This window comes from Stenotrophomonas sp. 3(2025) (assembly GCF_052665395.1).
In genome coordinates, this window is sequence record NZ_JBQOIF010000022.1 from 13161 (window position 1) to 34988 (window position 21828).

A 21828-nucleotide genomic window follows, 5' to 3' on the forward strand; every position below is an offset into this window, starting at 1 on the left:
ACCCTGCATAACGAAAAGGCCGCCTTTCGGCGGCCTCTTCGCATTCCCGGTTACAGGATGTAACGGCTCAGGTCCGGGTCCTGCACCAGCTCACCCAGGTGCGCATCGACATAGGCACTGTCGATGGCCAGGGTTTCACCATCGCGGTCCGGTGCTTCGTAGCTGAGCGAATCCAGCAGGCGCTCCAGCACGGTATGCAGGCGGCGCGCACCGATGTTCTCCTGGCGCTCGTTCACCTGGAAGGCGATCTCGGCCAGGCGGTCGATGGCATCGGTGGTGAAGCTGACCTTGACGCCTTCGGTGGCCAGCAACGCTTCGTACTGCTTGGTCAGCGCAGCCTTCGGCTCGGTCAGGATGCGCACGAAATCAGCCTTGCTCAGCGCACCCAGCTCCACGCGGATCGGGAAGCGGCCCTGCAGTTCCGGGATCAGGTCACTGGGCTTGGCCAGGTGGAAGGCACCCGATGCGATGAACAGGATGTGGTCGGTCTTGATCGTGCCGTACTTGGTGGACACGTTGGAACCTTCCACCAGCGGCAGCAGATCGCGCTGCACGCCTTCGCGCGAGACATCGCCACCGCCCACGTTGTCACCCCGCTTGGCGACCTTGTCGATCTCGTCGATGAACACGATGCCGTGCTGTTCACAGGCTTCGATCGCGGCGGTGCGGATGTCATCCTCGTTGACCAGCTTGCCGGCCTCTTCTTCCTGCAGCAGCGGGCGCGCGGCCTTGATGGTCAGCGTGCGCTTGTGGGCCTTGGCGCCACCACCAAGGTTGGCGAACATCGACTTCAGCTGCTGGCCCATTTCCTCCATGCCCGGCGGGGTCATGATGTCCATACTGACGTTGGCGGTCAGGTCGAGCTCGATCTCGCGATCGTCCAGCTCGCCGTTGCGCAGCATCTTGCGGAACTTGATGCGGGTCTCGTTGTCCTGCGCCGACGGCTCGTTGCGCGCAGCCTCCGGGTCGAAGCCGATGCCACCACTGCGGCGCGGCAGCAGCGCATCGAGGATGCGGTCTTCGGCACGCTCTTCGGCCTGCGTGCGCACGCGCACCTTGGCCTGTTCGCGGTACAGCTTGACGGCGGTATCGGCCAGGTCACGGATGATCTGCTCGACATCCTTGCCGACATAGCCGACTTCGGTGAAGCGGGTCGCTTCGACCTTGACGAACGGCGCGTTGGCCAGCGTGGCCAGGCGGCGCGCGATCTCGGTCTTGCCGACGCCGGTCGGGCCGATCATCAGGATGTTCTTGGGCATGACCTCGTTGCGCAGCTCGGGCTGCAGCTGCATGCGGCGCCAGCGGTTGCGCAGGGCGATGGCGACCGCGCGCTTGGCGTCATGCTGGCCGACGATGTGCCGGTCCAGTTCCTGCACGATCTCGCGCGGGGTCATGGTGGCGGAGGAAACTTCGATCTTGTGCGGCATGGGTGTGCTCACGAATGCGTTGTCGGTAGCGCCGGGCCATGCCCGGCGGATCAGGAATGCGTGTGACAGTTCCGCGTCACAACTCCTCGACCACCACGTTGCGGTTGGTGTAGATGCAGATGTCACCGGCGATGTTGATCGCTTCGCTGGCGATGGTGCGTGCATCCAGTTCGGTGTGCGCCATCAGCGCGCGTGCAGCGGACAGCGCATACGAACCACCGGAACCGATGGCGATGATGCCGTCCTCCGGCTCGATCACGTCGCCGGTGCCGCTGATGATCAGCGAGGTTTCCTTGTCGGCCACCGCCAGCAGGGCTTCGAGCTTGCCGAGGCGGCGCTCGGTGCGCCAATCCTTGGCCAGTTCCACCGCGGCACGCTGCAGCTGGCCATGCTTCTCCAGCTTGGCTTCGAACAGCTCGAACAGGGTAAAGGCATCGGCGGCGGCACCGGCAAAGCCGGCCAGCACCTGGCCATCGCGGCCAAGGCGGCGGACCTTGCGCGCGTTGCCCTTCATCACCGTGTGGCCGAGGGTGACCTGGCCGTCGCCGGCAATGGCCACGTGCTCGCCGCGACGAACGCAGACGATGGTGGTGGCGTGGAAAACGGTGGGATTCTGACTGGGGTCCATGCGGCCTCCGATAGCTGTTCACGGGACATGGGGACAGCCGCCGAAGCGATCAAGCCCGTGCCGATAGCTGCCGTTCAGCGCTCGTCCTGCGATGGCCGGTCCGGATTCGGCTCGACTCCCGGGCGGTGTACCAGTCTTCACCCTGGGTTTCGATCGGGTGCTGGGTGCGGCCCGAGCCGTTGCCACAGGCCAGTGCATCGGCGGCGCAGTAACGGTAGCGCCGGGCCATGCCCGGCGAGCGCGCAGCGCGGGCGGCGGCGCATACACGCCACATGGATCACACAGCCGCCAGGCATTGCCCGGCGCTACCCCCCCGTGTCGGGCGGGTCCTTGCGGCGTTTCGCGCGCGGATGCGCCGCATCGTAGACCTTGGCCAGATGCTGGAAATCCAGGTGGGTGTAGATCTGCGTGGTGGCGATGTCGGCATGGCCGAGCAGTTCCTGCACGCCGCGCAGGTCACCGGAGGATTCCAGGATGTGGCTGGCGAAACTGTGCCGCAGCATGTGCGGGTGCACGTGCTTGAACAGGCCCTGGCGCTGCGCCAACTGGCGGATGCGGATCTGCACCGCGCGCTGGCTGATCGGACCGTTGCGGCCGGGGAACACCGGTGTGGCAGCATCACCACCGCTTTCGCTGCGCCAGGTCAGCAGCGCTTCGCGTGCCGGCTTTCCGAAGGGGACGCGACGTTGCCGGTTGCCCTTGCCCATCACGTTGACCAGGCCGCTGGCGAAATCCAGATCGCGCCAGGTCAGCGCACAGACTTCGCTCAAGCGCAGGCCGGAGGAATAGAACAGTTCCAGCAGCGCGCGGTCACGACGTCCCAGCTCGCCTTCCGGTTCCAGTTCAACCAATTGCACGGCTTCATCGGCGTCGAGTACCTGCGGCAGCCGTCGCGGCGCACGCGGCGCCTTCAGTGTCGCTGCCGGGCTGGCCTCGATGCGGCCATGCTTGAGCAGCCAGGCATAGAAGCTGCGGCAGGCCGACAGCCGGCGTTGCAGGCTCTTGGCCGACAGGCCACGGCGGTGTTCATCGGCAACGAACTGGCGCACCGCGTCGGTATCCAGCGCCTCCACGGCCACCCCGCGGGGTTCGGCCCACACCGACAACGCCTCCAGGTCGCGGCGGTAGGCGTCGAGCGTATGCGCCGACATCCGCCGCTCCACCTGCAGGTGCTGCAGGAACGCCTGCACCGCGCTCATCGTCGTCGTTTCCCGCTCAATCCGCGAAGCGCTTGAGCCCGGTCACCAGGGCCTCGCCCATCATCCGCAGGAACAGCGTGCCCATGCCGGGATAGAAGCGGTTCGGATCATGGCTGCCCACCGCGATCAGGCCGACGCCCGGCAGCGGCAGCAATGCGGTGGTCTGCACTTCCTCGCTGCGCGCGCCGTACAGCACCGCGTTCTTGTCACTCTGCAGGCGGCCGCAGATCGGCTCGCCATCCTTCAGGCAGTCGCGGAACGGGCCCAGCTGCGCATCATCGGCAGCCAGCACCTGCAGCCACTCGGCCTGCTCCAGCCCCGCCACCGGCGCATGCACGACCAACCGCACCAGATCGCCGGCGAAGTCCTCCTGCAGCGATGCGGCCATCGCGCGCAGCGTATCGGCGGCGTTGTCCTGCTTCATCAGGGCCAAGGTGAGCTGATGCGTGCGCACCGCCAGCCGCTCGTTGACCTGCGCGGTCGCGCCCAGGTCGGCCAACCGTCGCGCCAGCTCGCGGTTCTTCTCCCGCAGCACTTCCAGCTGGTAGCTGGCCAGCGATGCGGTCGGGCCGTCATCGCGTGGCACCACCAGGGTCAGCGCCAGGTCCGGGAACTGCTTGAGGAAGCCCGGATGGCGCCGCAACCAGGCCGCGACTTCATGGGCACCGAGCTTGTCGACGGTCTCAGTCATGCGATCCACTCCCCTTCGAAGACGAATGCGGTCGGGCCCGCCATCACCACCGGCTGGCCATCGCCCGGCCACTGGATGCGCAGGTCGCCACCAGGCAGGCTGATGCGCGCATCGCGCTGCAGGCGGCCGCGCTGCATCAGGGTCACGGCGGCAGCGCAGGCGCCACTGCCACAGGCCAGGGTTTCACCCACGCCGCGCTCGAACACGCGCAGGCGCGCATGTTCCGGGCCCATCACCTGGGCAAAGCCCACGTTCACCGACTTCGGGAACGAAGCATGCTGCTGCAGCAGTCCGCCCACACGCTCAACCGGTGCAGCATCGACCAGGCCCACTTCGATCACCGCGTGCGGATTGCCCATCGACACCGCCGCGAAGCGCACGGTCTCGCCCTGCAGTGGCAGCAGGTACTCCTCGCGCGGGTGGGCGAAGCCGATCAGCGGCACCTGCGCCGGATCGAACACCGGCACACCCATCGCCACCGCGTACTGGTCATTGCCCAGGACGTCCACGGCGTGGCTGGCCAGGGGGCTGTCGATGACGAAGCGATCGCCCTGCGCACTGCCCTCGCGCACCAGCCAGGCCGCGATGCAGCGCGCGCCGTTGCCGCACTGCTCGGAGTTGGAGCCGTCGGCGTTCCAGATCCGGTACGAAGCGACCGAGCCCTCGGCACGCGGCGGCTCGATGGTCAGGATCTGGTCGCAGCCGACGCCGGTATGGCGGTCGGCCAGTCGCGCGGCCAGTTCCGGGGTGGGCGGCGGGGTGCCGTCGCGCAGGTCGATCACTACGAAATCGTTGCCCGCCCCGTGCATCTTGCTGAAGCGCAGGCCGTTGGAAACCGCCTTACTCATTCCCGTCGTCCACCTTCTTGACCGGGTCCGGGGTCACCGACGGACTGCCGTCGCGGGGGTCCTGGGTGGCAGCGGGCGTGGTGTCGGTATCGGTGGCCGGTTCGACGGTTTCTTCCACCGGCACCGGCTTCTGCGGCAGCACCAGCGGGCCCTTGTTGCCGCATGCGGCGAGGAACAGCAGCGAGGCCGCTGCCAGCGGAATCAGGATGACATTGCGATGGGGGATGTTCATGCCCCGAGTATAGCCATTGGCGGCTGAGCGGTTGGTGCAGGGTGCCGGGCCACGCATCCGCCGGGCATGGCCCGGCGCTGCCGCAACCCAGCACCCCTGGTAGCGCCGGGCCATGCCCGACGGGAGAGATCAATCGGCCGGCGGCAGCGGCCGGGTCCACAGCCAGATCGCCACCACGGTCATGCTGCCGATCGAGAACCACTTCACCCAGGCCACCGGCACGCACCACAGCATGATGCCGGCGCATACCGCCATGGTGATCGTGGCCATCCATTTGCCGTAGCGGCTGACCGCACCGTGGGCCTGCCAGTGGGTGATGGCCGGGCCGAAGCGCGGGTGCTGCAGCAGCCAGGCGTGCAGGCGCTCGGAGCCGCGCGAGGCGGCCCAGGCCGAGATCAGGATGAATACGGTGGTGGGCAGTCCCGGCACGAAGATGCCGACGATGCCGGTGCCCAGGCTGGCGTAGGCCAGCAGCCACCACGCCCAACGGAACCGCACCGGCCGGGCGGGCGTTGGCAGGTCCTTGCTGGCGGGCGGTTCGGGCGGGCGCATCGCGCAAGGATACCGAGCGCAGGTGGCGGCGGCGATATCACCGCCGCCACGATGCGTCATTCCGTCGCAGCACCGGCCGCGGGCGTTTCGATGCCCAGCTGCTGCAGCACGAATGCATACGACTCGGACAGTTCGCGGTAACGCTGGAAGCGCCCGGACTTGCCGCCGTGGCCAGCTTCCATGTTGGTGCGGAACAGGATCGGGAAGGAACTGGTGTTGTCATCGCGCAGCTTGGCCACCCACTTGGCCGGTTCCCAGTACTGCACCTGCGAATCCCACAGGCCGGTACCCACGAACAGCGCCGGGTACGCCTGCTTTTTCACGTTGTCGTAGGGCGAGTAGGACAGCATGTACTCGTAGTACGGCTTCTGCTCGGGGTTGCCCCACTCGTCATACTCGTTGGTGGTCAGCGGGATGGTCGGATCGAGCATGGTGGTGACGACGTCCACGAACGGCACCTGCGCCACCAGCACGCGGTAGTCCTGCGGCGCCTGGTTGGCAATGGCGCCCATCAGCAGGCCACCGGCGCTGCCACCGGACGCGGCGACACGATCCTTCGCCGCCCAGCCCTGTGCCACCAGGCCACGGGTGACGTCGATGAAGTCGTTGAAGGTGTTCTGCTTGTGCAGCAGCTTGCCGTTCTCGTACCAGTCGCGGCCCATTTCCTGACCACCGCGGATGTGGGCGATGGCGTACACCACGCCACGGTCGAGCAGGCTCACCGCCGTCTGGTTGAAGTAGGGGTCCATCGACATGCCGTAGCTGCCGTAGGCGTACTGGAACAGCGCGCCGGTGCCATCCTTCCTGTAGCCCTTGCGATAGACCAGCGACACCGGCACCTTCACCCCGTCGCGCGCGGTGATCCACACCCGGTCGGTCTCGTACTTCGAGGCGTCATAGCCGATCACCGGCTGCTGCTTCAGCTGGCGACGCTCGCCGGTGGCGGTGTTCAGTTCGTACACCGTGGTCGGCGTGGTCATCGAGGTGTACACGTAGCGCAGCCACGTGGTGTCAGCCTCGGTGTTGTCGCCCAGGCCCATCGAATAGGCCGGTTCGTCGGCCTTTACATAGTCGTTGCGACCGTCCTTGAACAGCAGGCGGATGCGCTCCAGGCCTTCTGAACGTTCGGCGATGGCGGTGTAGGTATCGAACAGTTCGAAGCCTTCGATGAACACCGCATCGTCATGGGCGATCCAGTCCTTCCACTGCGCACGCGAGGTGGCATCGGTCGGTGCGGTCACCAGCTTGAAGTTCTTCGCGCCATCGTTGGTGCGGATCACCCAGCGGCCGTCGTAGTGGTCGGCGTCGTACTCCACGTCGCGCTGGCGCGGGGCGAGCACGGTGAACGTGGTCGGGTCGCTGGCCGGCGCATAGCGCTCTTCGGAGGACACGGTGCTGTGCACGCCGATGGTGATGAAGCGATCGTCGCGGGTGCGGCCGATGCCCATGTAGAAGCTGTCGTCCTTCTCTTCGTAAACGACGGTGTCGGCGCTGGCCGGGGTGCCCAGCACGTGCTTCTTCACCCGCACGGTCAGCAGGGTTTCCGGATCGTTCTCGACATACAGCACGGTGCGGTTGTCATCGGCCCAGACCAGGTCACCCGAGGTGCCGGTGATCGTGTCCGGCAGCACCGCGCCGGTGCTCAGGTCCTTGAAGCGGATGACGTACTGGCGGCGACCCACGTCATCGTCGGCCCAGGCCAGCAGCTGGTTGTCCTGGCTGACCTCCATCGAGCCGACGCTGAAATAGCCCTTGCCGGCAGCCATCGTGTTGACGTTGAGCAGGACTTCCTCCGGCGCGTCCATGCTGGCCTTGCGGCGTGCATGGATGGGATAGTCCTGGCCGGTCTCGTAGCGGCTGTAGTACCAGTAGCCGCGCTCGCGCGCCGGCACGCTGGCATCGTCCTGCTTGATGCGGCCGACGATCTCGCCGTACAGCGCGTCCTCCAGCGGCTTCAGCGGTGCCAGCAGCTGGTCGGCGTAGGCGTTCTCGGCCTGCAGGTAGGCCAGCATGGCCTTGTCCTCGCGCTTGTCGTCGCGCAGCCAGTAATAGTCATCGTTGCGGGTCGCGCCGAACGGCGCCTTGACCACGTGCGGACGCTTCTCAACATCCGGCGGAACGGGCGGGGTGGCGGCGGTAGCGGTGCTGGTCATCAGGCTCGCAAGCAACAGGCAGAGAGTGGATTTCATGAAATAAGGCTCCTTGATCGGCAATGCAATGGCGTCCTTGCGCCTGAGTCTGGGTGGCAGGGGGGCTGCGGGCAACCCTGCGGATCGTCATGGACGCGCGGAGGTAGTGCCGGCCGCTGGCCGGCAACGGCAGCAGACTGTTCATCCCGAGGTTGCCGGCCAGCGGCCGGCACTACCGGGACACCCGGCGTACCATGTGGGGCATGAGTACCCTGCCCCACACGCCGGGCTACAGCCGGCGCAGCCACGAAATCGCTCCCTTCCATGTGATGTCCCTGCTGGCCCGCGCACAGGCGCTGGAACAGGCCGGTCACGATGTGATCCATCTGGAGATCGGCGAACCGGACTTCACCACCGCCGAGCCGGTCGTGCGTGCCGGCCAGGCGGCGTTGGCCGCCGGCCACACCCGCTACACCGCCGCACGCGGCCTGCCGGCCCTGCGCCAGGCGATCAGCGGTTTCTATCGCAGTCATTACAGCCTGGATATCGACCCCGAACGCATCCTGGTCACGCCGGGCGGCTCCGGCGCGCTGCTGCTGGCCAGCAGCCTGCTGGTCGACCCGGGCCGCCACTGGCTGCTGGCCGATCCCGGTTATCCGTGCAACCGCCACTTCCTGCGGCTGGTGGAAGGCGGCGCGCAGCTCGTTCCGGTCGGCCCGGAAACGGCCTACCAGCTGACTCCTTCGCTGGTGCAGCAGTACTGGAACGCCGACAGCGTCGGCGCGCTGGTGGCGTCGCCGGCCAATCCCACCGGCACCGTGCTGTCAGCCGATGAACTGGCGGCCCTCTCGGCTTCGCTGCATGCGCGCGGCGGCCACCTGGTGGTCGACGAGATCTATCACGGCCTGACCTACGGCCTGGATGCAGCGAGCGTGCTGCAGGTCGATGACAGTGCCTTCGTGCTGAACAGCTTCTCCAAGTACTTCGGCATGACCGGCTGGCGACTGGGCTGGCTGGTGGCGCCACCGGCGGCGGTACCCGACCTGGAGAAGCTGGCGCAGAACCTGTACATCAGCGCTTCGAGCATCGCCCAGCACGCGGCCCTTGCCTGTTTCAGCGACGAGGCGATGGCGATCTTCGAGCAGCGCCGCCAGGCCTTCCAGCAGCGCCGCGACTTCCTGCTGCCGGCACTGCGCGAACTTGGCTTCCGCATCGAAGTGGAGCCGCAGGGGGCGTTCTACCTGTACGCCGACGTCAGCGCGTTCACCGATGACGCGCAGGCGTTCTGCGCGCACTTCCTGGAAACCGAGCACGTGGCATTCACCCCGGGCCTGGATTTCGGCTTCCATCGATCGAACCAGCACGTACGCCTGGCCTATACCCAGGAAGTGCCGCGGCTGCAGGAAGCGGTGGAGCGTATCGCGCGCGGGTTGAAACGATTCCGGTAGCGCCGGGCCGTGCCCGGCGAGCGCGCAGCGCGGCAAAGGAGCCGCCGGGCATGGCCCGGCGCTACCGTTCAGCGAATGCCCAACAAAGAACGCCGCCCGGGGGCGGCGTTCTTCATTTCATCATTTACCGGCCAACCGCTCCCACAGGAAGCTGTAGGCCAGTGCGGACATGTGCGCGGCCTGCGCGTTGTTGGCTGCACCGCCATGACCGCCTTCGATGTTCTCGTAGTAGGTCACGTCCTTGCCGGCATCGATCATCTTCGCGGCCATCTTGCGGGCGTGGCCCGGATGCACGCGGTCATCGCGGGTGGAGGTGGTGAACAGCACCGGCGGGTAGCTCTTCTTCGCGTCGAACAGGTGGTACGGCGAGAAGGTCTTGATGAACTCCCAGTCGCTGGTGTCCGGGTTGCCGTACTCGGCCATCCACGATGCGCCGGCCAGCAGGTGGCTGTAACGCTTCATGTCCAGCAGCGGAACCTGCACCACCACCGCACCGAACAGCTCCGGGTACTGGGTCAGCATGTTGCCGGTGAGCAGGCCACCGTTGCTGCCGCCCTGCACGCCCAGGTGCTTGGCAGAAGTGATCCTGCGGGTGACCAGGTCCTGGGCAACCGCGGCCATGTCTTCATAGGCCTTGTGACGGTTCTGCTTCAGCGCCGCCTGGTGCCAGCGCGGGCCGTACTCGCCACCACCACGGATGTTGGCAACCACGTACACGCCGCCCTTTTCCAGCCAGGCGCGGCCCATGCCGCCCGAGTACGACGGGGTCAGCGAAATCTCGAAACCACCGTAGCCGTACAGCAGGGTCGGGTTGGAACCGTCGAGCTTCATCGCCTTGTCGTGCACCACGAAGTACGGCACGCGGGTACCGTCCTTGCTGGTGGCGAAATGCTGCTCGATCACCTTGCCGTCGGCATCGAAGAACGCCGGCATGGTCTTGAGCACTTCCGGCGCCTTGCCGATGTCGGCGATCGCCAGGGTGGTCGGGGTCAGGTAATCGGTGGCGGTCAGCCACACTGCATCGCTGTCATTGCTGTCGACCGCACTGACGCCCAGGGTGCCGAAGGCCGGCGCGCCGACGAAATCGCTCTTCTGCCAGCCCTTGGCGGTCGGGGTCAGCACCGACAGGCGGTTCTTGACGTCGTCCAGCACATTCAGCACCAGGTGGTTCTTGGTCCACGAGGCACTGGCCAGCGAGGTGGTCGCGGTCGGGGTGAACAGCACCTCGAAATCACGCTTGCCGGCCAGGAAATCATCCAGCTTGGTCACCAGCAGCGCGCCAGAGGCATAGGTCTTGCCACCCACGGCCCACGGATCGCGCAGTTCCAGGGTCAGCCACTGCTTGTGCAGGCCCTTCTCGGCCGAGTTCGGCGCATCGATCCTGGTCAGCTTGCCATCATCGCCGCGCAGGTAGATCTCGTTGTTGTAGAAGGCCAGCGTACGGCTGACCAGGTTGCGCTCGAAGCCCGGAGTGTCATCGTGCATCGCCGCGATGTACATGTCTTCCGGCTTGCCTTCGTAGACCAGGCTGGCGGCGGACATCGGCGTGCCACGCTTCCACAGCTTGGCCACGCGCGGGTAACCGGAGGTGGTCATCGAGCCGCTGCCGAAATCGGTGTAGACGAACACGGTGTCGCGGTCGATCCAGCTCAGGCCGCCCTTCGATTCGGGACGGAAGAAGCCGTCCTTGATCCAGCTCTTGCTGGTCAGGTCGAACTCGCGGGTGACATCGGCGTCGGCACCACCGCGCGACAGCGCGATCAGGCAGCGGCTGTAGTCCGGACGCAGGCAGTCGGCGCCGTGCCAGACCCAGTTCTCGTTCTCGGCCTTGTTCAGCGCATCCAGGTCGAGCACGGTCTCCCAGGTCGGCGAGGCCTTGCGGTACTCGGCCAGGGTGGTGCGACGCCACAGGCCGCGCTCGTGCTGCTTGTCCTTCCAGAAGTTGTAGTAGTAATCGCCGATCTTCTGCACGCCGGGAATCTTGGCGTCCGAATCAAGCACCTCGCGGATGCTGCTCTCCATCTGCTTGAAGGCCGGGGTCTGCGCCAGGCGCGCTTCGGACTTGGCGTTCTGTTCCTTGACCCAGGCCAACGGCTTGTCGCCGGTGACGTCCTCCAGCCAGGCGTAACGGTCGGTGTCTTCAGCGGCCACGGCGGTACCCACCGAGGCAGCGGTCATCATGCCGGCCAGCAGGCAGGCGGAAGCGAATCGTGACATTGCAGCTCCAGGCAGTCATTAGCCGTGAAACGCTAGCATGGATCACCGGGGCCGCCCCCGTGTCGAAGGTCAGGCCGTGGCGGTGTGCGCCTTGCGCGTACGCGTGGGGGAGCGCCGCCGGGCCTGCCCATGGTCGCGTTGCAGCGAGCGGAGCATGGCCAGCGTTGGCAACGGGCAGCGCAGCAGTGCCCACCAGGCCGCCAACGGCATGCCGACCAGCCACAGCGGCAACCAGCCCAGCCAGGCACTGCTGCCACGCGCGGCCGGCCACACCAGCACCACGGCCAGGCCAGCGAGGGCGAGCTGCGGCACCACCCGCAACAGGCGCGGATCGGCGCGTTCGCTGACGCGTTCAGTTGGCCGGCGGTGGCGGGGACGGGTGCGCATGCGGATTCTCCGGGGGTCGATGCCGGCCAGCTTGGCTGTGGGGCTTCTCACCGGCTGCGACACCATTGACGGATGGCCTGCACACAGTGACCATGCGCGGGCAAGCCCACTGGAGCCCGCCGCCGCATGACCTCGATCCGCCCGCTCTGCGCTGTGTTGCTGGCCCTGTCCCTGGGCGGTCCGGCAGTGGCTGCCAATTCCCCACCGTCGTCCCGCAACAGCGCCGCGGAAGCCTCTGCAGATGGGGCGATCGACCTGCAGCGCTTCATGGGGACCTGGTACGTGATCGGCCGCGTGCCGAACTTCATCGAGCGCGGCCACGTCACCAGCGTCAATCAGTACGAGCTGCGCGAGGACCACAAGGTCGCCATCACCTATCGCTACCGCGATGGTTTCGGTGAGCCGCTGCAGGAAATCCGTGCGCGCGCCAGCGTCGATCCCGACAGTGGCAACCATGGCTGGCGCACCTGGTTCTACCGGGTCGTGCCGACCCATTCGCGGGTACTGGAAGTAGCACCGGACTATTCCTGGGCGCTGATCGGCTACCCGGGCCGCGAGATGGCCTGGATCTTCGCGCGCACACCTGACATGGACAAGGCCCTGTACAAGGACCTGGCCGAACGCCTGCGCGACGAGTACGGGGTGAACACCGACAAGCTCAAGCGCGTGCCGCAGCACCCCGAGCAGGTGGGCAAGCTGGGCTACGAAGTACCGAACGTGCGTTGACTGCGCACGGTGGTAGTGCCGGCCAGCGGCCGGCACTACCAGACATGAAGTTGCCGGCCAGCGCCCGGCACTACCGTGAACGATGCCGGGCGCCGCCCGGCATTCTGTTATCTGCGGCTGTAATGCGCGACCAGGCGGTCGCCGAGCATCTGCAGCAGCTGCACCAGCACCAGCAGCAGGACCACCGTGACCAGCGCCACGTCGGTGTGCGAGCGCTGGTAGCCGTCGCGGAAGGCCAGGTCGCCCAGGCCACCTGAACCGATCGCACCGCCCATCGCGGTGAAGCCGATCAGGGCCACGGTGGTCACCGTAGCACCGGCAATCAGGCCCGGCCGCGCTTCGGGCAGCAGCACGCGGGTGACCAGCTGCCAGGTCGTGGCACCCATTGCCTGGGTCGCCTCGATCACGCCACGGTCCACTTCACGCAGCGCGGTTTCCACCAGCCGCGCATAGAACGGCGCAGCGCCGATGACCAGCGGCACGATCGCGCCACGCACGCCCAGCGAGGTGCCCATCATGAACAGGGTGACCGGGATCAGCACAATCATCAGGATGATGAAGGGCACCGAGCGCAGCAGGTTCACCACCAGCGCCAGCACGCCGTAGGCAACCGGCCGGCGTTTCAGCTGTGGCGCACCGAACAGGTACAGCAGCACACCCAGCGGCAGGCCGATGGCCAGGGTCAGCGGCAGCGAACCGGCCAGCATCAGCAGGGTGTCGATGGTGGCCTGGCCGATGTCGGCCCACTTGCCTGCATCCAGGTGACGGAAGAAGCCGCCAGCGGTGGCGATGTTCATCGACGCAGTTCCTCAACGTGCACGCCGGCGGCCACGAACGCGGCCTGCGCGGCGGACTGGTCACCGCCCACCAGGGCGACGATCAGCTGGCCATACGGGGTGTCCTTGATCCGGTCGATACGGCCGGACAGGATGTTGTAGTCGACCCCGGTCTGCCGCGCGACGCTGCCGAGCAGGGGTTCGTAGGTGTCGGCGCCAAGGAAGGTCAGGCGCACGACACGGCCACCGACCGCGTCGAAATCGCGGTGCAGGGTGCCCTCGTCCACCTGCTCCGATTCGCTGACGAAACGGCGGGTGGTCGGGTGCTGCGGGTGCAGGAACACTTTCGTTACCGGGCCGGTCTCGACCAGCTGGCCCGCATCAAGCACGGCCACGCGGTCGCAGACGCGACGGATCACGTCCATCTCGTGGGTGATCAGCACGATGGTCAGGCCCAGTTCGCGGTTGATCTTCGACAGCAGCGCCAGCACCGACGCGGTGGTCTGCGGATCGAGCGCGCTGGTGGCCTCGTCGCACAGCAGGATCTGCGGGCGGGTGGCCAGTGCGCGGGCGATGCCCACGCGCTGCTTCTGGCCGCCCGACAACTGCGCCGGGTACTTGTCCGCATGCGCCTGCAGGCCCACGGTCTGCAGCAGTTCGGCCACGCGCGCATCGATCTCGGCCTTCGGCGTACCGGCCAGCTCCAGCGGGAAGGCGACATTGCCGGCCACCGTGCGCGAGGACAGCAGGTTGAAGTGCTGGAAGATCATGCCGATCCGGCGGCGCAGCGCGCGCAGGCCTTCCGGATCCAGCGCAGTGACATCTTCGCCGGCGATCAGCAGGCGGCCACCACTGGGCTCCTCCAGGCGGTTGATCATGCGGATCAGCGTCGATTTGCCCGCACCGGAATGACCGATGATGCCGAACACCTCGCCGGCCTCGATGGTCAGGTCCAGCGGCTGCAGCGCGCTGACCGCGCGGCCGGCAACGGCATAGGATTTGTGCAGGCGCTGGAACTCGATCACGGGATCAGCTCACCGGAAGGGCGATGGAAGGGGGCGTGCAGCCTACCAGCGCCGGCGCTCGCGCGCCCGCGCCATGGGCCAGAATGTTATTCCTTTTGGTTCTAAGCCGCCCACGTCGGTACATCGGCGGCGGTCAGAGCCCCTTCCCCAGCCAGATCGGTTCAGGGATGGTCCAACGGTTTCGGCGGCTCCTGCCGGTTCACCCGTTCGCGGTGCAGCAGGTACAGGCCCGAGGCGACGATGATTGCCGCGCCTGCCCAGGTGTAGCCATCGGGCAGCTGCCCCCAGAAGGCCAGGTCCCAGCCGATCACCCAGACCAGGCCGCTGTATTCGAGCGGTGCGATCATCGAGGCCTCACCCAGCTGGAAGGCCTTGGTCAGCGCGATCTGGCCCAGCGCCCCGGCCAGGCCCATGCCGGCAATCAACGGCGCATGCGCCAGCTGCAGCGGTACCCAGCCGGGAATAGCCAGCAGCCCGGCGCCGATGGCCATGATGACCAGGAACCAGACCACCATCGACTGCGAGGTATCGGTGCGGGTCAGCAGGCTGACGGTGATCGCGGCGATGGCATAGGCGGTGGCGGCGGCCAGCACCATCAGGCCCGGCACCGAGATGAAACCGCCCACGCCCGGCCGCAGCACCACCAGCACGCCGACCAGGCCGATGCCGATGGCGACCCAGCGCCGCGGCCCGACCCGCTCGCCCAGCAGCGGCACCGACAGTGCGGCAATCAGCAGCGGCGCGACGAAATAAATGGTGTAGGCGGTGGACAGCGGCAGGTCGCGCAGGGCGAACACGAAGCAGCCGATCATCGCCATGCCCAGCCCGCCGCGCAGCAGGTGCAGCCCCCAGCGGCGCGGGATCAGCGAGCGTGGCCCGGCACTGGCCAGCACCCAGACCAGCACGAAGGGCAGCGACGCCGCGCCACGCAGGAAGGTGACCTGCAGCGAGGGATAGCCGGCCGAGAGCTGCTTCATGCCGGCGTCCATCAGCGAGAAACAGGCGACAGCAGCGACCATCCAGGCCACGGCGCGCGAAGGGGAGCGTTGCACGTTCATGGCCCATTATCGCCGACCACGGGCGTTGCCGCCGCGACCGGCGCGATAGAATGGCCGCCACTGATTTCTGCGGAGTAACGCCCATGCCTTCCTTCGACGTCGTGTCCGAAGTCGACACCCACGAGCTGACCAACGCCATCGACCAGGCCAACCGTGAACTGGCCACCCGCTTCGACTTCAAGGGCGTGGATGCGAAATTCGAGCGCGATGGCGATGTCATCAACCAGACCGCACCGACCGAATTCCAGCTCAAGCAGATGAACGACATCCTGCGTGCGCGCCTGGCCGCGCGCGGTATCGACGTGCTGAGCCTGGAGTTTGGTGACATCGAGACCAACCTGGCCCAGGCGCGGCAGAAGATCACCGTCAAGCAGGGCATCGAGCAGAAGATCGCCAAGAAGATCGCCGCTGCGCTGAAGGACGCCAAGCTGAAAGTGGAAAGCCAGATCAACGGTGACAAGCTGCGCGTGCAGGGCAAGAAGCGCGACGACCTGCAGGACGCCATCGCGGTGCTCAAGGCCGGCAAGTTCGACCTGCCGCTGCAGTTCAACAACTTCCGCGATTGATCAACACCGCGATGTAGCGCCGGCCTCGGTGGCCGGCCTCACTCGCGCAGCAGTCTGTACAGCGTTGTCCGCGAGATGCCGAGCTGGCGTGCGGCGAGGCTGAGGTTGCCGTCGGCAGTATGGGCGGCTCGCCTTGCCGCATCGCGCTGCTGGTCACGCAATGGTGCCGCTTGCACGGGCGCTGCGGCCGTAGCCGGTGAACGTGTCCGTGCGGCGCGCGGTGCCTGCAGGTGCTGCAGATGGACCGCACTGCCCTCGCCCAGTCGCACCCGATGCGCAGGGCCGGGCTGCAGCAGTCGACGTCGCTGCGCAGCGCTGGCGCCGGCAAACAGTGTTTCCAGCGAAAGCAGCGGCAGCGGCCCACGCCGCGGCAGTCCGAGCAGGCGCCGGGCGACGCGATTGGCGCAAAGCAACTGGCCGTCTTCCTGCACCGCCAACAGGCCCTGCAGCGGAGATGCCAGCCAGCGCGGATCATGCTGTACCGCCAGCAGGTGGACATCCCTGAGCGTGTGGATCAAGCGGTTCTCGATGGCCAGCGCCGCCTGCCGGAAATAGCCCTGCAGCAATGCCGGGTCACGTTCCCCCAGGCCGGTGATGTCGATCGCACCGCAGACCTGCCCCTGCAGGTCATGCAGCGGCTCACTCAGGCAGAACACGGGGGCGAACCGCTGCAGATAGTGTTCATTGCCGCGTACCAGCGCGGGCAGGTCGTCGGCCAGGCTGACCGCAGGCGCGGTGGTGCCGATCTCGGCCTCGCCCAGCCGCCGGCCCACCTGGATCGGCCGCAGCAGCGGCGCATCTTCCAGGCCATGGGCGCGATGCACGATCACCATGCCCTCGCCGTTGGCGCAGAACATCGTCCACCCACGCGCACCGAACGCCGCCCACAACTGCTCCAGTTCCGGCTGCACGCAACGCGCCAGGCGGCGGTCATCGCGGGACTCCAAGCGGTGTCCATTGCCCTGCAACGGCGGATAATACGGCTCCTGCCCGGGGCGCACACCGGCCGCATGCGAGCGCTGCCAGGACTGCTGCAACGGCAGGGGCAGCATCGCCAGCGACTGCACGTCACCCTCGGCGAAGGCGGCCCGAGCCGCCACCAGCTGCTGTTGCCCGACTGTCGTGGCCATCATGCATGCAGCGTACACCCACGCACGCCATGCCCGCGTTACGTGCCAACAACGGAGCGTTTCCAATTTCGTCCGGCATTCATCCACGCATGGCGTGGATCCACGTGCCGACCAGGGTCGACACCCACCAACAGCAGCGGGAACCCGTCGAAGGCGGGGTGGGTCCGGTTGCGGGGGCGTGAGCCGCATGGGCCCGAGGCATGCCTCGGGCGGGTTGGGCAGGACGCCCAACCCGGGCCTTGCCGTGTGCGCAGGACAGCGCACACGAGCAAGCGGCGACCGAGCTTACAGGGGTGAGGGCGCTTTGCTTGCGAAGCACTGCTTCGCAAGCGCCCGAACGCACAGCCGCCAGCGGTTGGGCCGGGCCCCGGAGGGGGACTTGCAGCGTCCCCCGCAACCGGACCCACCCCGCCATCCCACGGAATGCCCGCTTTTGCCGTTGCCGTTGCCGTTGCCGTTGATTCGGCAGGTGCAGGGCGCAGCCCTGCAAACCCACCCTCACCTCACGCCGCAATCCGCAGAATCGGCTTCAGCGTAATCCCCCGCGTGCTGTCCTCGGCCGCCTGGTTGATCTGCTCCAGCGGATAGAACTTCACCAGCCTGTCGAATGGGAAGCGCCCCTGCTGGTACAGCGTCACCAGCTGCGGAATGAACACCTGCGGCACGCTGTCGCCCTCGACAATGCCACGGATGCTGCGGCCGCCCAGCAGCAGGTTGTTCACATCGAAACTGGCAGTGGTGCCCAGCTTCGGCGCACCGACCACGCCCATCATGCCAAGCCCGCCGAGCGCTTCGATGCCGGCCGACAGCACTTCCGGGCGCCCGGTCGATTCCAGCGCGAAATCGGCGCCACCACCGGTGATCGCGCGCACCGCCTCGATCACATCGGTCTGGCGGCTGTTGACCACATGGGTGGCGCCCAGCTCCATGGCCAGCTGCAACCGCGAGGGCACCACGTCGATGGCGATGATGGTGGTGGCACCGGCGACCTTGGCCGCCATCACCGCACTCAGGCCGACCGCACCGGCGCCATAGCTGGCGAAGCTGCTGCCCGATCGCACCTGCAGCGAGTTGAGCACCGCACCGGCACCGGTCTGGATGCCGCAGCCCAGCGGACCGAGCAGCTCCAGCGGCGCATCGTCAGGCACCTTGATCGCATTGATCTCGCGCGCCAGCGCAAACGTAGCGAACGACGATTGTGCAAAGAAGTGATCGTGCAGCGGTTGGCCCTGTGCATCGGTGATGGCGGTATGGCCGTGGCCATCATCACCACCGAAATTCAGCGCGAAGAAATCGCGGCAGTATGCACCGTGGCCACCACGACAGGGATTGCAGTGGCCGCATTGGCCGTAGGTCAGCACGACATGGTCGCCGGCCTTCAGCTCGCGCACGTTGGGGCCGACCGCCTCGACGATGCCCGCACCCTCATGGCCCAGCACTGCCGGCAGCGGCACCGGATAGTACTGGTCGCGCACGATCAGATCGGTATGGCACAGGCCGGTCGCTACGATCTTCACCAGCACTTCGTCGTCCTGCGGGCCCCGCAGGCGCGCCTGTTCAATGACAAAGGGCAGTTCCTTGCCGCGCACCACCGCTGCGGTGATGTCACGCGATCCACTGTTGCTGCTCATCGTTGCGTTCTCCTCGATCAGATGGGATAGGCCGGGGCTTCGCCCTTGACCGTCATCCATTGCCACTGGGTGAATTCCTCCACGTTGGACGGGCCGCCGATGCTGGTGCCGTTGCCGGACGCCCCTACCCCGCCGAAGGGATTGATGACCTCGTCGTTCACGGTCTGGTCGTTGATGTGCAGCAGACCGGTGCGCAGGCGCTCGCCCAGCTTCAGCGCGCGGCCGACATTGCGGGAGACGATCGCCATCGACAGGCCGTACTCGCTGTCATTGGCCAGGCGCACGGCTTCGTCGTCGTCATCGAACGGCACCACCACCGCTACTGGCGCGAAGATCTCTTCGTTGAACGCCGGATTGTCGACACTGACGTTGCCGAGCACGGTGGGTGCGAAGAACAGGTCCTGGTGGGTGCCGCCGGTTTCAAGCGTGGCACCCGCCTTCACCGCGTCGTCGACCACACGCGCCGCATGGTCGCGTTGCGCGGCATTGATCAGTGGGCCCAGCGCAACATCCTCGCGTGCCGGGTCACCCACCTTCAGCGACTTCGCCTTGGCCACCAGCTTCTGCAGGAAGGCCTGGTGGATGCCGCGCTGTACCAGCACACGGCCGGTGGCCATGCAGATCTGGCCCTGGTGCAGGTACACGCCCCAGGCGGTGTTGGCCACGGCCAGGTCGAGATCGGCATCGTCAAGGATGATCAGCGCGTTCTTGCCGCCCAGCTCCAGCGACACCTTTTTCAGGTGCTTGCCGGCGGCTTCGCCAACCTTGCGTCCGGCCGCCGTCGAGCCGGTGAACTGGATCATCGCCACATGCGGGTCGCTGGTCAGCGCGGCACCGGCGGCGCCGTCGCCGGGCAGCATCTGCAGCACCCCCTGCGGAAGACCAGCCTGCTCGAACAGGCGTGCGATCACCGCACCACCACACACCGCCGTGCGCGGGTCCGGCTTGAGCACCACGGCATTGCCGAGCGCGATCGCCGGCGCCACCGCGCGCATCGCCAGGTACAGCGGGAAATTGAACGGGGAGATCACCCCCACCACACCCAGCGGACGGCGCCGCGCCAGGCTCAGCCGCCCAGGTTCGGACGGCAGGATCTCACCCACGCTGCGCGAAGGCAGCGCGGCGGCCTCATGCAGCGCCTTGATGGTCACCTTGGCTTCGAAACCGGCCTTCAGGCGGGTGGAGCCACTTTCGCGGACCAGCCAGTCGATCAGCGTATCGATGTTTTCTTCGGCCAGGCGTGCAGCCTTGCGCAGCACCTCGGCGCGCTGTTCGTACGGCGCTGCCGCCCATGCCTGTTGCGCCTGCGCCGCCGCGGCCGCCGAACGTGCGACCTGCGCCGCATCGGCCAGGCCGATTTCGCCAAGAGATTGCCCGGTGGCGGGCTCGATCACCGGCTGGCACTGTGCAGCGGCGCTCCATTGACCGTCGAAGAAGGCGCCTGACCAGAGTGCGTCCGGCAGCCATGGGGAAGATGCAGTCATGAAAAGTCCTCCTGTGTCGTGCCGCCATTGCACGCCTGGCCCGCAGCGTCGGCAATCGGCCATTGGCGTGATATCGGCAAGGGATTGAATCGATGGGAATTTCCAGCATCGCCGTTGTCCAGTTCCTGCACAGTGAACGGCGCCCCTGCAGCGGCCCGCCTACAATGGCCACCCCCGCCAGCCGATGCGCCCGCCATGACCGACACCCCCCTGCCCACCGATGACCCGATCGCCGCCACCCGCCTGTGGCTGGAGCGCATCGTCATCGGCCTGAACCTGTGCCCGTTCGCCAAGGCGGTGTACGTGAAGGACCAGGTCCGCATCGTGCTGAGCGACGCGACCACACCCGAAGCCCTGGTGGAAGAACTGGCCGAAGAACTGGTGCTGCTGCGCGACACGCCGGCCGAGCAGATCGATACCACGCTGATCGTGCATCCGCAGGTACTGACCGACTTCCTCGACTACAACGACTTCCTCGACAACGCCGATGCGGCGATCGAGGCGCTGGACCTGCAGGGCATCCTGCAGGTGGCCAGCTTCCATCCGGACTACCAGTTCGATGGCGTCGCCGCCGATGACGCCAGCAACTACACCAACCGCGCGCCCTACCCCACCCTGCACCTGCTGCGCGAAGACAGCGTGGCACGCGCGGTGGATGTCTACCCGGACCCGGACGTGATCGTCGAGCGCAACATCCAGACCCTGGACCGGATCGGTGTCGAGGGCTGGCACCGTCGCCTGCGCGGCGACGACCTGTCATGAGCACGGTGCCGCCGATTGCCACCTGGCCGGCCGCGCCACTGCACGGCAGGGTGGTGCTGGTCACCGGCGGTGCCAACGGCATCGGCCGCGGCATCGCCCAGGCGGTGCTCGGGGCCGGCGGCCGTGTGCTGATCGGCGATCTGGACGTAGAGGCGGGCCAGGCCTGCCTGGCCGAATGGCAACGCGGCGATGATGCCGCGTTCCAGCGGCTGGACATCACCGACGAAAGCAGCGTGCGCGACTTCATCGCGGCGGCCCTGCAACGCTTCGGGCGCATCGACGGCCTGGTCAACAATGCCGGCATCGCCGGGCCGCACGGCACCCTGCTGCAGGACATGGACTGGGAAGAATGGCAGCGCCGGCTGTCATCGCTGCATGGCGCGTTCCTGTGCAGCAAGCACGCATTGCCGGCGTTGTCGGCCGACGCAGGCGCGATCATCAACATCGCATCGACGCGCGCCTGGCAGTCCGAGGCGCACAGCGAAGCCTACGCTGCGGCCAAGGGCGGGCTGGTGGCCTTCACCCACGCTCTGGCCATCAGTGCGGGACCGGCGGTGCGGGTGAACAGCATCAGCCCCGGCTGGATCAGCACCGATGCCTGGCAGGCGCCGTCACGCCAGCACGTGCCGCAGTACTCGGCCACCGACCACGCCCAGCATCCGGTTGGCCGCGTCGGCGAACCCGAGGACATCGGCGCACTGGCGGTGTACCTGCTGTCCTCGTTGTCCGGCTTCAGCACCGGCCAGGACTTCATAGTCGACGGCGGCATGACCCGGAAGATGATCTACGCCGATTGAAAGCGGGACGCCCCGGTAGCGCCGGGCCATGCCCGGCGGCTTTCCTGCGCCGCGCTACGTGCTCGCCGGGCATGGCCCGGCGCTACCGGAGCGCTGCCCTTTTCTGCGTTTACGC

22 protein-coding genes are annotated in these 21828 nt (G+C 67.1%); 5 read left to right on the plus strand and 17 right to left on the minus strand.

Features of this window, described 5'->3' with window-relative positions:
• Positions 1 to 50: 50 nt before the first annotated feature.
• The 9 genes from hslU to ACUXVE_RS15755 all read right to left on the minus strand — a co-directional run bounded on the left by hslU (position 51) and on the right by ACUXVE_RS15755 (position 7766).
• Positions 51 to 1427 (minus strand): ATP-dependent protease ATPase subunit HslU, encoded by a 1377-nt coding sequence (gene hslU / locus ACUXVE_RS15715; RefSeq protein WP_025877282.1) that lies wholly within the window; start codon positions 1425 to 1427, stop codon positions 51 to 53.
• Positions 1428 to 1503: 76 nt separating this feature from the next.
• Positions 1504 to 2055, minus strand: a complete 552-nt coding sequence (hslV, locus tag ACUXVE_RS15720) for an ATP-dependent protease subunit HslV (protein WP_025877284.1) — start codon at positions 2053 to 2055, stop codon at positions 1504 to 1506.
• 49 nt (positions 2056 to 2104) lie between these two features.
• Positions 2105 to 2329, minus strand: coding sequence for a DUF3079 domain-containing protein (locus ACUXVE_RS15725; RefSeq protein WP_445514763.1), 225 nt, complete (start codon positions 2327 to 2329; stop codon positions 2105 to 2107).
• A 31-nt stretch (positions 2330 to 2360) separates the two neighbouring features.
• Positions 2361 to 3254: a tyrosine recombinase XerC gene (gene xerC / locus ACUXVE_RS15730; protein WP_222388352.1), complete on the minus strand. Its 894-nt coding sequence runs from the start codon at positions 3252 to 3254 to the stop codon at positions 2361 to 2363.
• A 16-nt stretch (positions 3255 to 3270) separates the two neighbouring features.
• On the minus strand, positions 3271 to 3945 hold the full coding sequence (locus ACUXVE_RS15735) for a DUF484 family protein (protein ID WP_100462415.1): 675 nt from the start codon (positions 3943 to 3945) through the stop codon (positions 3271 to 3273).
• A complete protein-coding gene (dapF, locus tag ACUXVE_RS15740; RefSeq protein ID WP_222388351.1) occupies positions 3942 to 4793 on the minus strand; it encodes a diaminopimelate epimerase in 852 nt (283 codons plus the stop codon). Before dapF ends, ACUXVE_RS15735 begins: the two co-directional genes overlap by 4 nt.
• Complete coding sequence (gene lptM / locus ACUXVE_RS15745; RefSeq protein ID WP_049465812.1) at positions 4786 to 5025, minus strand: LPS translocon maturation chaperone LptM; 240 nt, start codon at positions 5023 to 5025, stop codon at positions 4786 to 4788. The genes dapF and lptM overlap by 8 nt, the downstream gene beginning before the upstream one ends.
• 129 nt (positions 5026 to 5154) lie before the next feature.
• Entirely contained in the window at positions 5155 to 5577 is a 423-nt protein-coding gene (locus ACUXVE_RS15750) for a YbaN family protein (RefSeq protein WP_222388350.1), read from the minus strand.
• Positions 5578 to 5633: 56 nt separating this feature from the next.
• Positions 5634 to 7766 carry a S9 family peptidase gene (locus ACUXVE_RS15755; RefSeq protein ID WP_222388349.1) on the minus strand — a complete coding sequence of 711 codons (2133 nt, stop codon included), beginning with the start codon at positions 7764 to 7766 and terminating at the stop codon, positions 5634 to 5636.
• Positions 7767 to 7969: 203 nt separating this feature from the next.
• On the opposite strand from ACUXVE_RS15755, the gene ACUXVE_RS15760 reads away from it, so the two are divergent.
• Positions 7970 to 9154 (plus strand): pyridoxal phosphate-dependent aminotransferase, encoded by a 1185-nt coding sequence (locus tag ACUXVE_RS15760; protein WP_445514764.1) that lies wholly within the window; start codon positions 7970 to 7972, stop codon positions 9152 to 9154.
• A gap of 120 nt (positions 9155 to 9274) precedes the next feature.
• On the opposite strand, the gene ACUXVE_RS15765 is transcribed toward ACUXVE_RS15760, so the two are convergent.
• Together ACUXVE_RS15765 and ACUXVE_RS15770 are read right to left on the minus strand one after the other, a co-directional pair.
• Positions 9275 to 11371 (minus strand): prolyl oligopeptidase family serine peptidase, encoded by a 2097-nt coding sequence (locus ACUXVE_RS15765; RefSeq protein WP_445514765.1) that lies wholly within the window; start codon positions 11369 to 11371, stop codon positions 9275 to 9277.
• Positions 11372 to 11440: 69 nt separating this feature from the next.
• The gene (locus tag ACUXVE_RS15770) at positions 11441 to 11758 is read right to left on the minus strand and encodes a hypothetical protein (protein ID WP_093818049.1); all 318 of its coding nucleotides are present in this window, start codon (positions 11756 to 11758) and stop codon (positions 11441 to 11443) included.
• Positions 11759 to 11884: 126 nt separating this feature from the next.
• Here ACUXVE_RS15770 and ACUXVE_RS15775 point away from each other — a divergent pair, with 126 nt between their 5' ends.
• Entirely contained in the window at positions 11885 to 12484 is a 600-nt protein-coding gene (locus ACUXVE_RS15775; RefSeq protein WP_222388346.1) for a lipocalin family protein, read from the plus strand.
• A gap of 107 nt (positions 12485 to 12591) precedes the next feature.
• On the opposite strand, the gene ACUXVE_RS15780 is transcribed toward ACUXVE_RS15775, so the two are convergent.
• The 3 genes from ACUXVE_RS15780 to ACUXVE_RS15790 form a co-directional block, all read right to left on the minus strand.
• Entirely contained in the window at positions 12592 to 13281 is a 690-nt protein-coding gene (locus tag ACUXVE_RS15780) for a methionine ABC transporter permease (protein ID WP_445514766.1), read from the minus strand.
• On the minus strand, positions 13278 to 14285 hold the full coding sequence (locus ACUXVE_RS15785) for a methionine ABC transporter ATP-binding protein (protein ID WP_025877309.1): 1008 nt from the start codon (positions 14283 to 14285) through the stop codon (positions 13278 to 13280). The genes ACUXVE_RS15780 and ACUXVE_RS15785 overlap by 4 nt, the downstream gene beginning before the upstream one ends.
• 161 nt (positions 14286 to 14446) lie before the next feature.
• Positions 14447 to 15343, minus strand: coding sequence for a DMT family transporter (locus tag ACUXVE_RS15790; RefSeq protein ID WP_049465804.1), 897 nt, complete (start codon positions 15341 to 15343; stop codon positions 14447 to 14449).
• 83 nt (positions 15344 to 15426) lie between these two features.
• On the opposite strand from ACUXVE_RS15790, the gene ACUXVE_RS15795 reads away from it, so the two are divergent.
• Positions 15427 to 15909 carry a YajQ family cyclic di-GMP-binding protein gene (locus ACUXVE_RS15795; RefSeq protein ID WP_080149807.1) on the plus strand — a complete coding sequence of 161 codons (483 nt, stop codon included), beginning with the start codon at positions 15427 to 15429 and terminating at the stop codon, positions 15907 to 15909.
• A gap of 38 nt (positions 15910 to 15947) precedes the next feature.
• Here the strand turns inward: ACUXVE_RS15795 and ACUXVE_RS15800 are convergent, their stop codons facing one another.
• The 3 genes from ACUXVE_RS15800 to ACUXVE_RS15810 form a co-directional block, all read right to left on the minus strand.
• A complete protein-coding gene (locus tag ACUXVE_RS15800) occupies positions 15948 to 17039 on the minus strand; it encodes a helix-turn-helix domain-containing protein (RefSeq protein WP_261311864.1) in 1092 nt (363 codons plus the stop codon).
• A gap of 503 nt (positions 17040 to 17542) precedes the next feature.
• Positions 17543 to 18670, minus strand: a complete 1128-nt coding sequence (locus ACUXVE_RS15805; RefSeq protein ID WP_445514767.1) for an NAD(P)-dependent alcohol dehydrogenase — start codon at positions 18668 to 18670, stop codon at positions 17543 to 17545.
• Positions 18671 to 18687: 17 nt separating this feature from the next.
• The gene (locus ACUXVE_RS15810; protein ID WP_445514768.1) at positions 18688 to 20154 is read right to left on the minus strand and encodes a benzaldehyde dehydrogenase; all 1467 of its coding nucleotides are present in this window, start codon (positions 20152 to 20154) and stop codon (positions 18688 to 18690) included.
• Positions 20155 to 20349: 195 nt separating this feature from the next.
• Here ACUXVE_RS15810 and ACUXVE_RS15815 point away from each other — a divergent pair, with 195 nt between their 5' ends.
• On the plus strand, positions 20350 to 20916 hold the full coding sequence (locus ACUXVE_RS15815) for a DUF1415 domain-containing protein (RefSeq protein WP_025877318.1): 567 nt from the start codon (positions 20350 to 20352) through the stop codon (positions 20914 to 20916).
• The gene (locus tag ACUXVE_RS15820; RefSeq protein WP_222388342.1) at positions 20913 to 21713 is read left to right on the plus strand and encodes an SDR family oxidoreductase; all 801 of its coding nucleotides are present in this window, start codon (positions 20913 to 20915) and stop codon (positions 21711 to 21713) included. The genes ACUXVE_RS15815 and ACUXVE_RS15820 overlap by 4 nt, the downstream gene beginning before the upstream one ends.
• Positions 21714 to 21828: the final 115 nt, after the last annotated feature.

Excerpts from the sequence above, each read along its gene's own strand:
- hslU (WP_025877282.1), bottom strand. The coding sequence starts at position 1,427 with ATGCCGCACAAGATCGAAGTTTCCTCCGCCACCATGACCCCGCGCGAG.
- hslV (WP_025877284.1), bottom strand. The coding sequence starts at position 2,055 with ATGGACCCCAGTCAGAATCCCACCGTTTTCCACGCCACCACCATCGTC.
- ACUXVE_RS15725 (WP_445514763.1), bottom strand. The coding sequence starts at position 2,329 with ATGTGGCGTGTATGCGCCGCCGCCCGCGCTGCGCGCTCGCCGGGCATG.
- xerC (WP_222388352.1), bottom strand. The coding sequence starts at position 3,254 with ATGAGCGCGGTGCAGGCGTTCCTGCAGCACCTGCAGGTGGAGCGGCGG.
- ACUXVE_RS15735 (WP_100462415.1), bottom strand. The coding sequence starts at position 3,945 with ATGACTGAGACCGTCGACAAGCTCGGTGCCCATGAAGTCGCGGCCTGG.
- dapF (WP_222388351.1), bottom strand. The coding sequence starts at position 4,793 with ATGAGTAAGGCGGTTTCCAACGGCCTGCGCTTCAGCAAGATGCACGGG.
- lptM (WP_049465812.1), bottom strand. The coding sequence starts at position 5,025 with ATGAACATCCCCCATCGCAATGTCATCCTGATTCCGCTGGCAGCGGCC.
- ACUXVE_RS15750 (WP_222388350.1), bottom strand. The coding sequence starts at position 5,577 with ATGCGCCCGCCCGAACCGCCCGCCAGCAAGGACCTGCCAACGCCCGCC.
- ACUXVE_RS15755 (WP_222388349.1), bottom strand. The coding sequence starts at position 7,766 with ATGAAATCCACTCTCTGCCTGTTGCTTGCGAGCCTGATGACCAGCACC.
- ACUXVE_RS15760 (WP_445514764.1), top strand. The coding sequence starts at position 7,970 with ATGAGTACCCTGCCCCACACGCCGGGCTACAGCCGGCGCAGCCACGAA.
- ACUXVE_RS15765 (WP_445514765.1), bottom strand. The coding sequence starts at position 11,371 with ATGTCACGATTCGCTTCCGCCTGCCTGCTGGCCGGCATGATGACCGCT.
- ACUXVE_RS15770 (WP_093818049.1), bottom strand. The coding sequence starts at position 11,758 with ATGCGCACCCGTCCCCGCCACCGCCGGCCAACTGAACGCGTCAGCGAA.
- ACUXVE_RS15775 (WP_222388346.1), top strand. The coding sequence starts at position 11,885 with ATGACCTCGATCCGCCCGCTCTGCGCTGTGTTGCTGGCCCTGTCCCTG.
- ACUXVE_RS15780 (WP_445514766.1), bottom strand. The coding sequence starts at position 13,281 with ATGAACATCGCCACCGCTGGCGGCTTCTTCCGTCACCTGGATGCAGGC.
- ACUXVE_RS15790 (WP_049465804.1), bottom strand. The coding sequence starts at position 15,343 with ATGAACGTGCAACGCTCCCCTTCGCGCGCCGTGGCCTGGATGGTCGCT.
- ACUXVE_RS15795 (WP_080149807.1), top strand. The coding sequence starts at position 15,427 with ATGCCTTCCTTCGACGTCGTGTCCGAAGTCGACACCCACGAGCTGACC.
- ACUXVE_RS15800 (WP_261311864.1), bottom strand. The coding sequence starts at position 17,039 with ATGGCCACGACAGTCGGGCAACAGCAGCTGGTGGCGGCTCGGGCCGCC.
- ACUXVE_RS15805 (WP_445514767.1), bottom strand. The coding sequence starts at position 18,670 with ATGAGCAGCAACAGTGGATCGCGTGACATCACCGCAGCGGTGGTGCGC.
- ACUXVE_RS15810 (WP_445514768.1), bottom strand. The coding sequence starts at position 20,154 with ATGACTGCATCTTCCCCATGGCTGCCGGACGCACTCTGGTCAGGCGCC.
- ACUXVE_RS15815 (WP_025877318.1), top strand. The coding sequence starts at position 20,350 with ATGACCGACACCCCCCTGCCCACCGATGACCCGATCGCCGCCACCCGC.
- ACUXVE_RS15820 (WP_222388342.1), top strand. The coding sequence starts at position 20,913 with ATGAGCACGGTGCCGCCGATTGCCACCTGGCCGGCCGCGCCACTGCAC.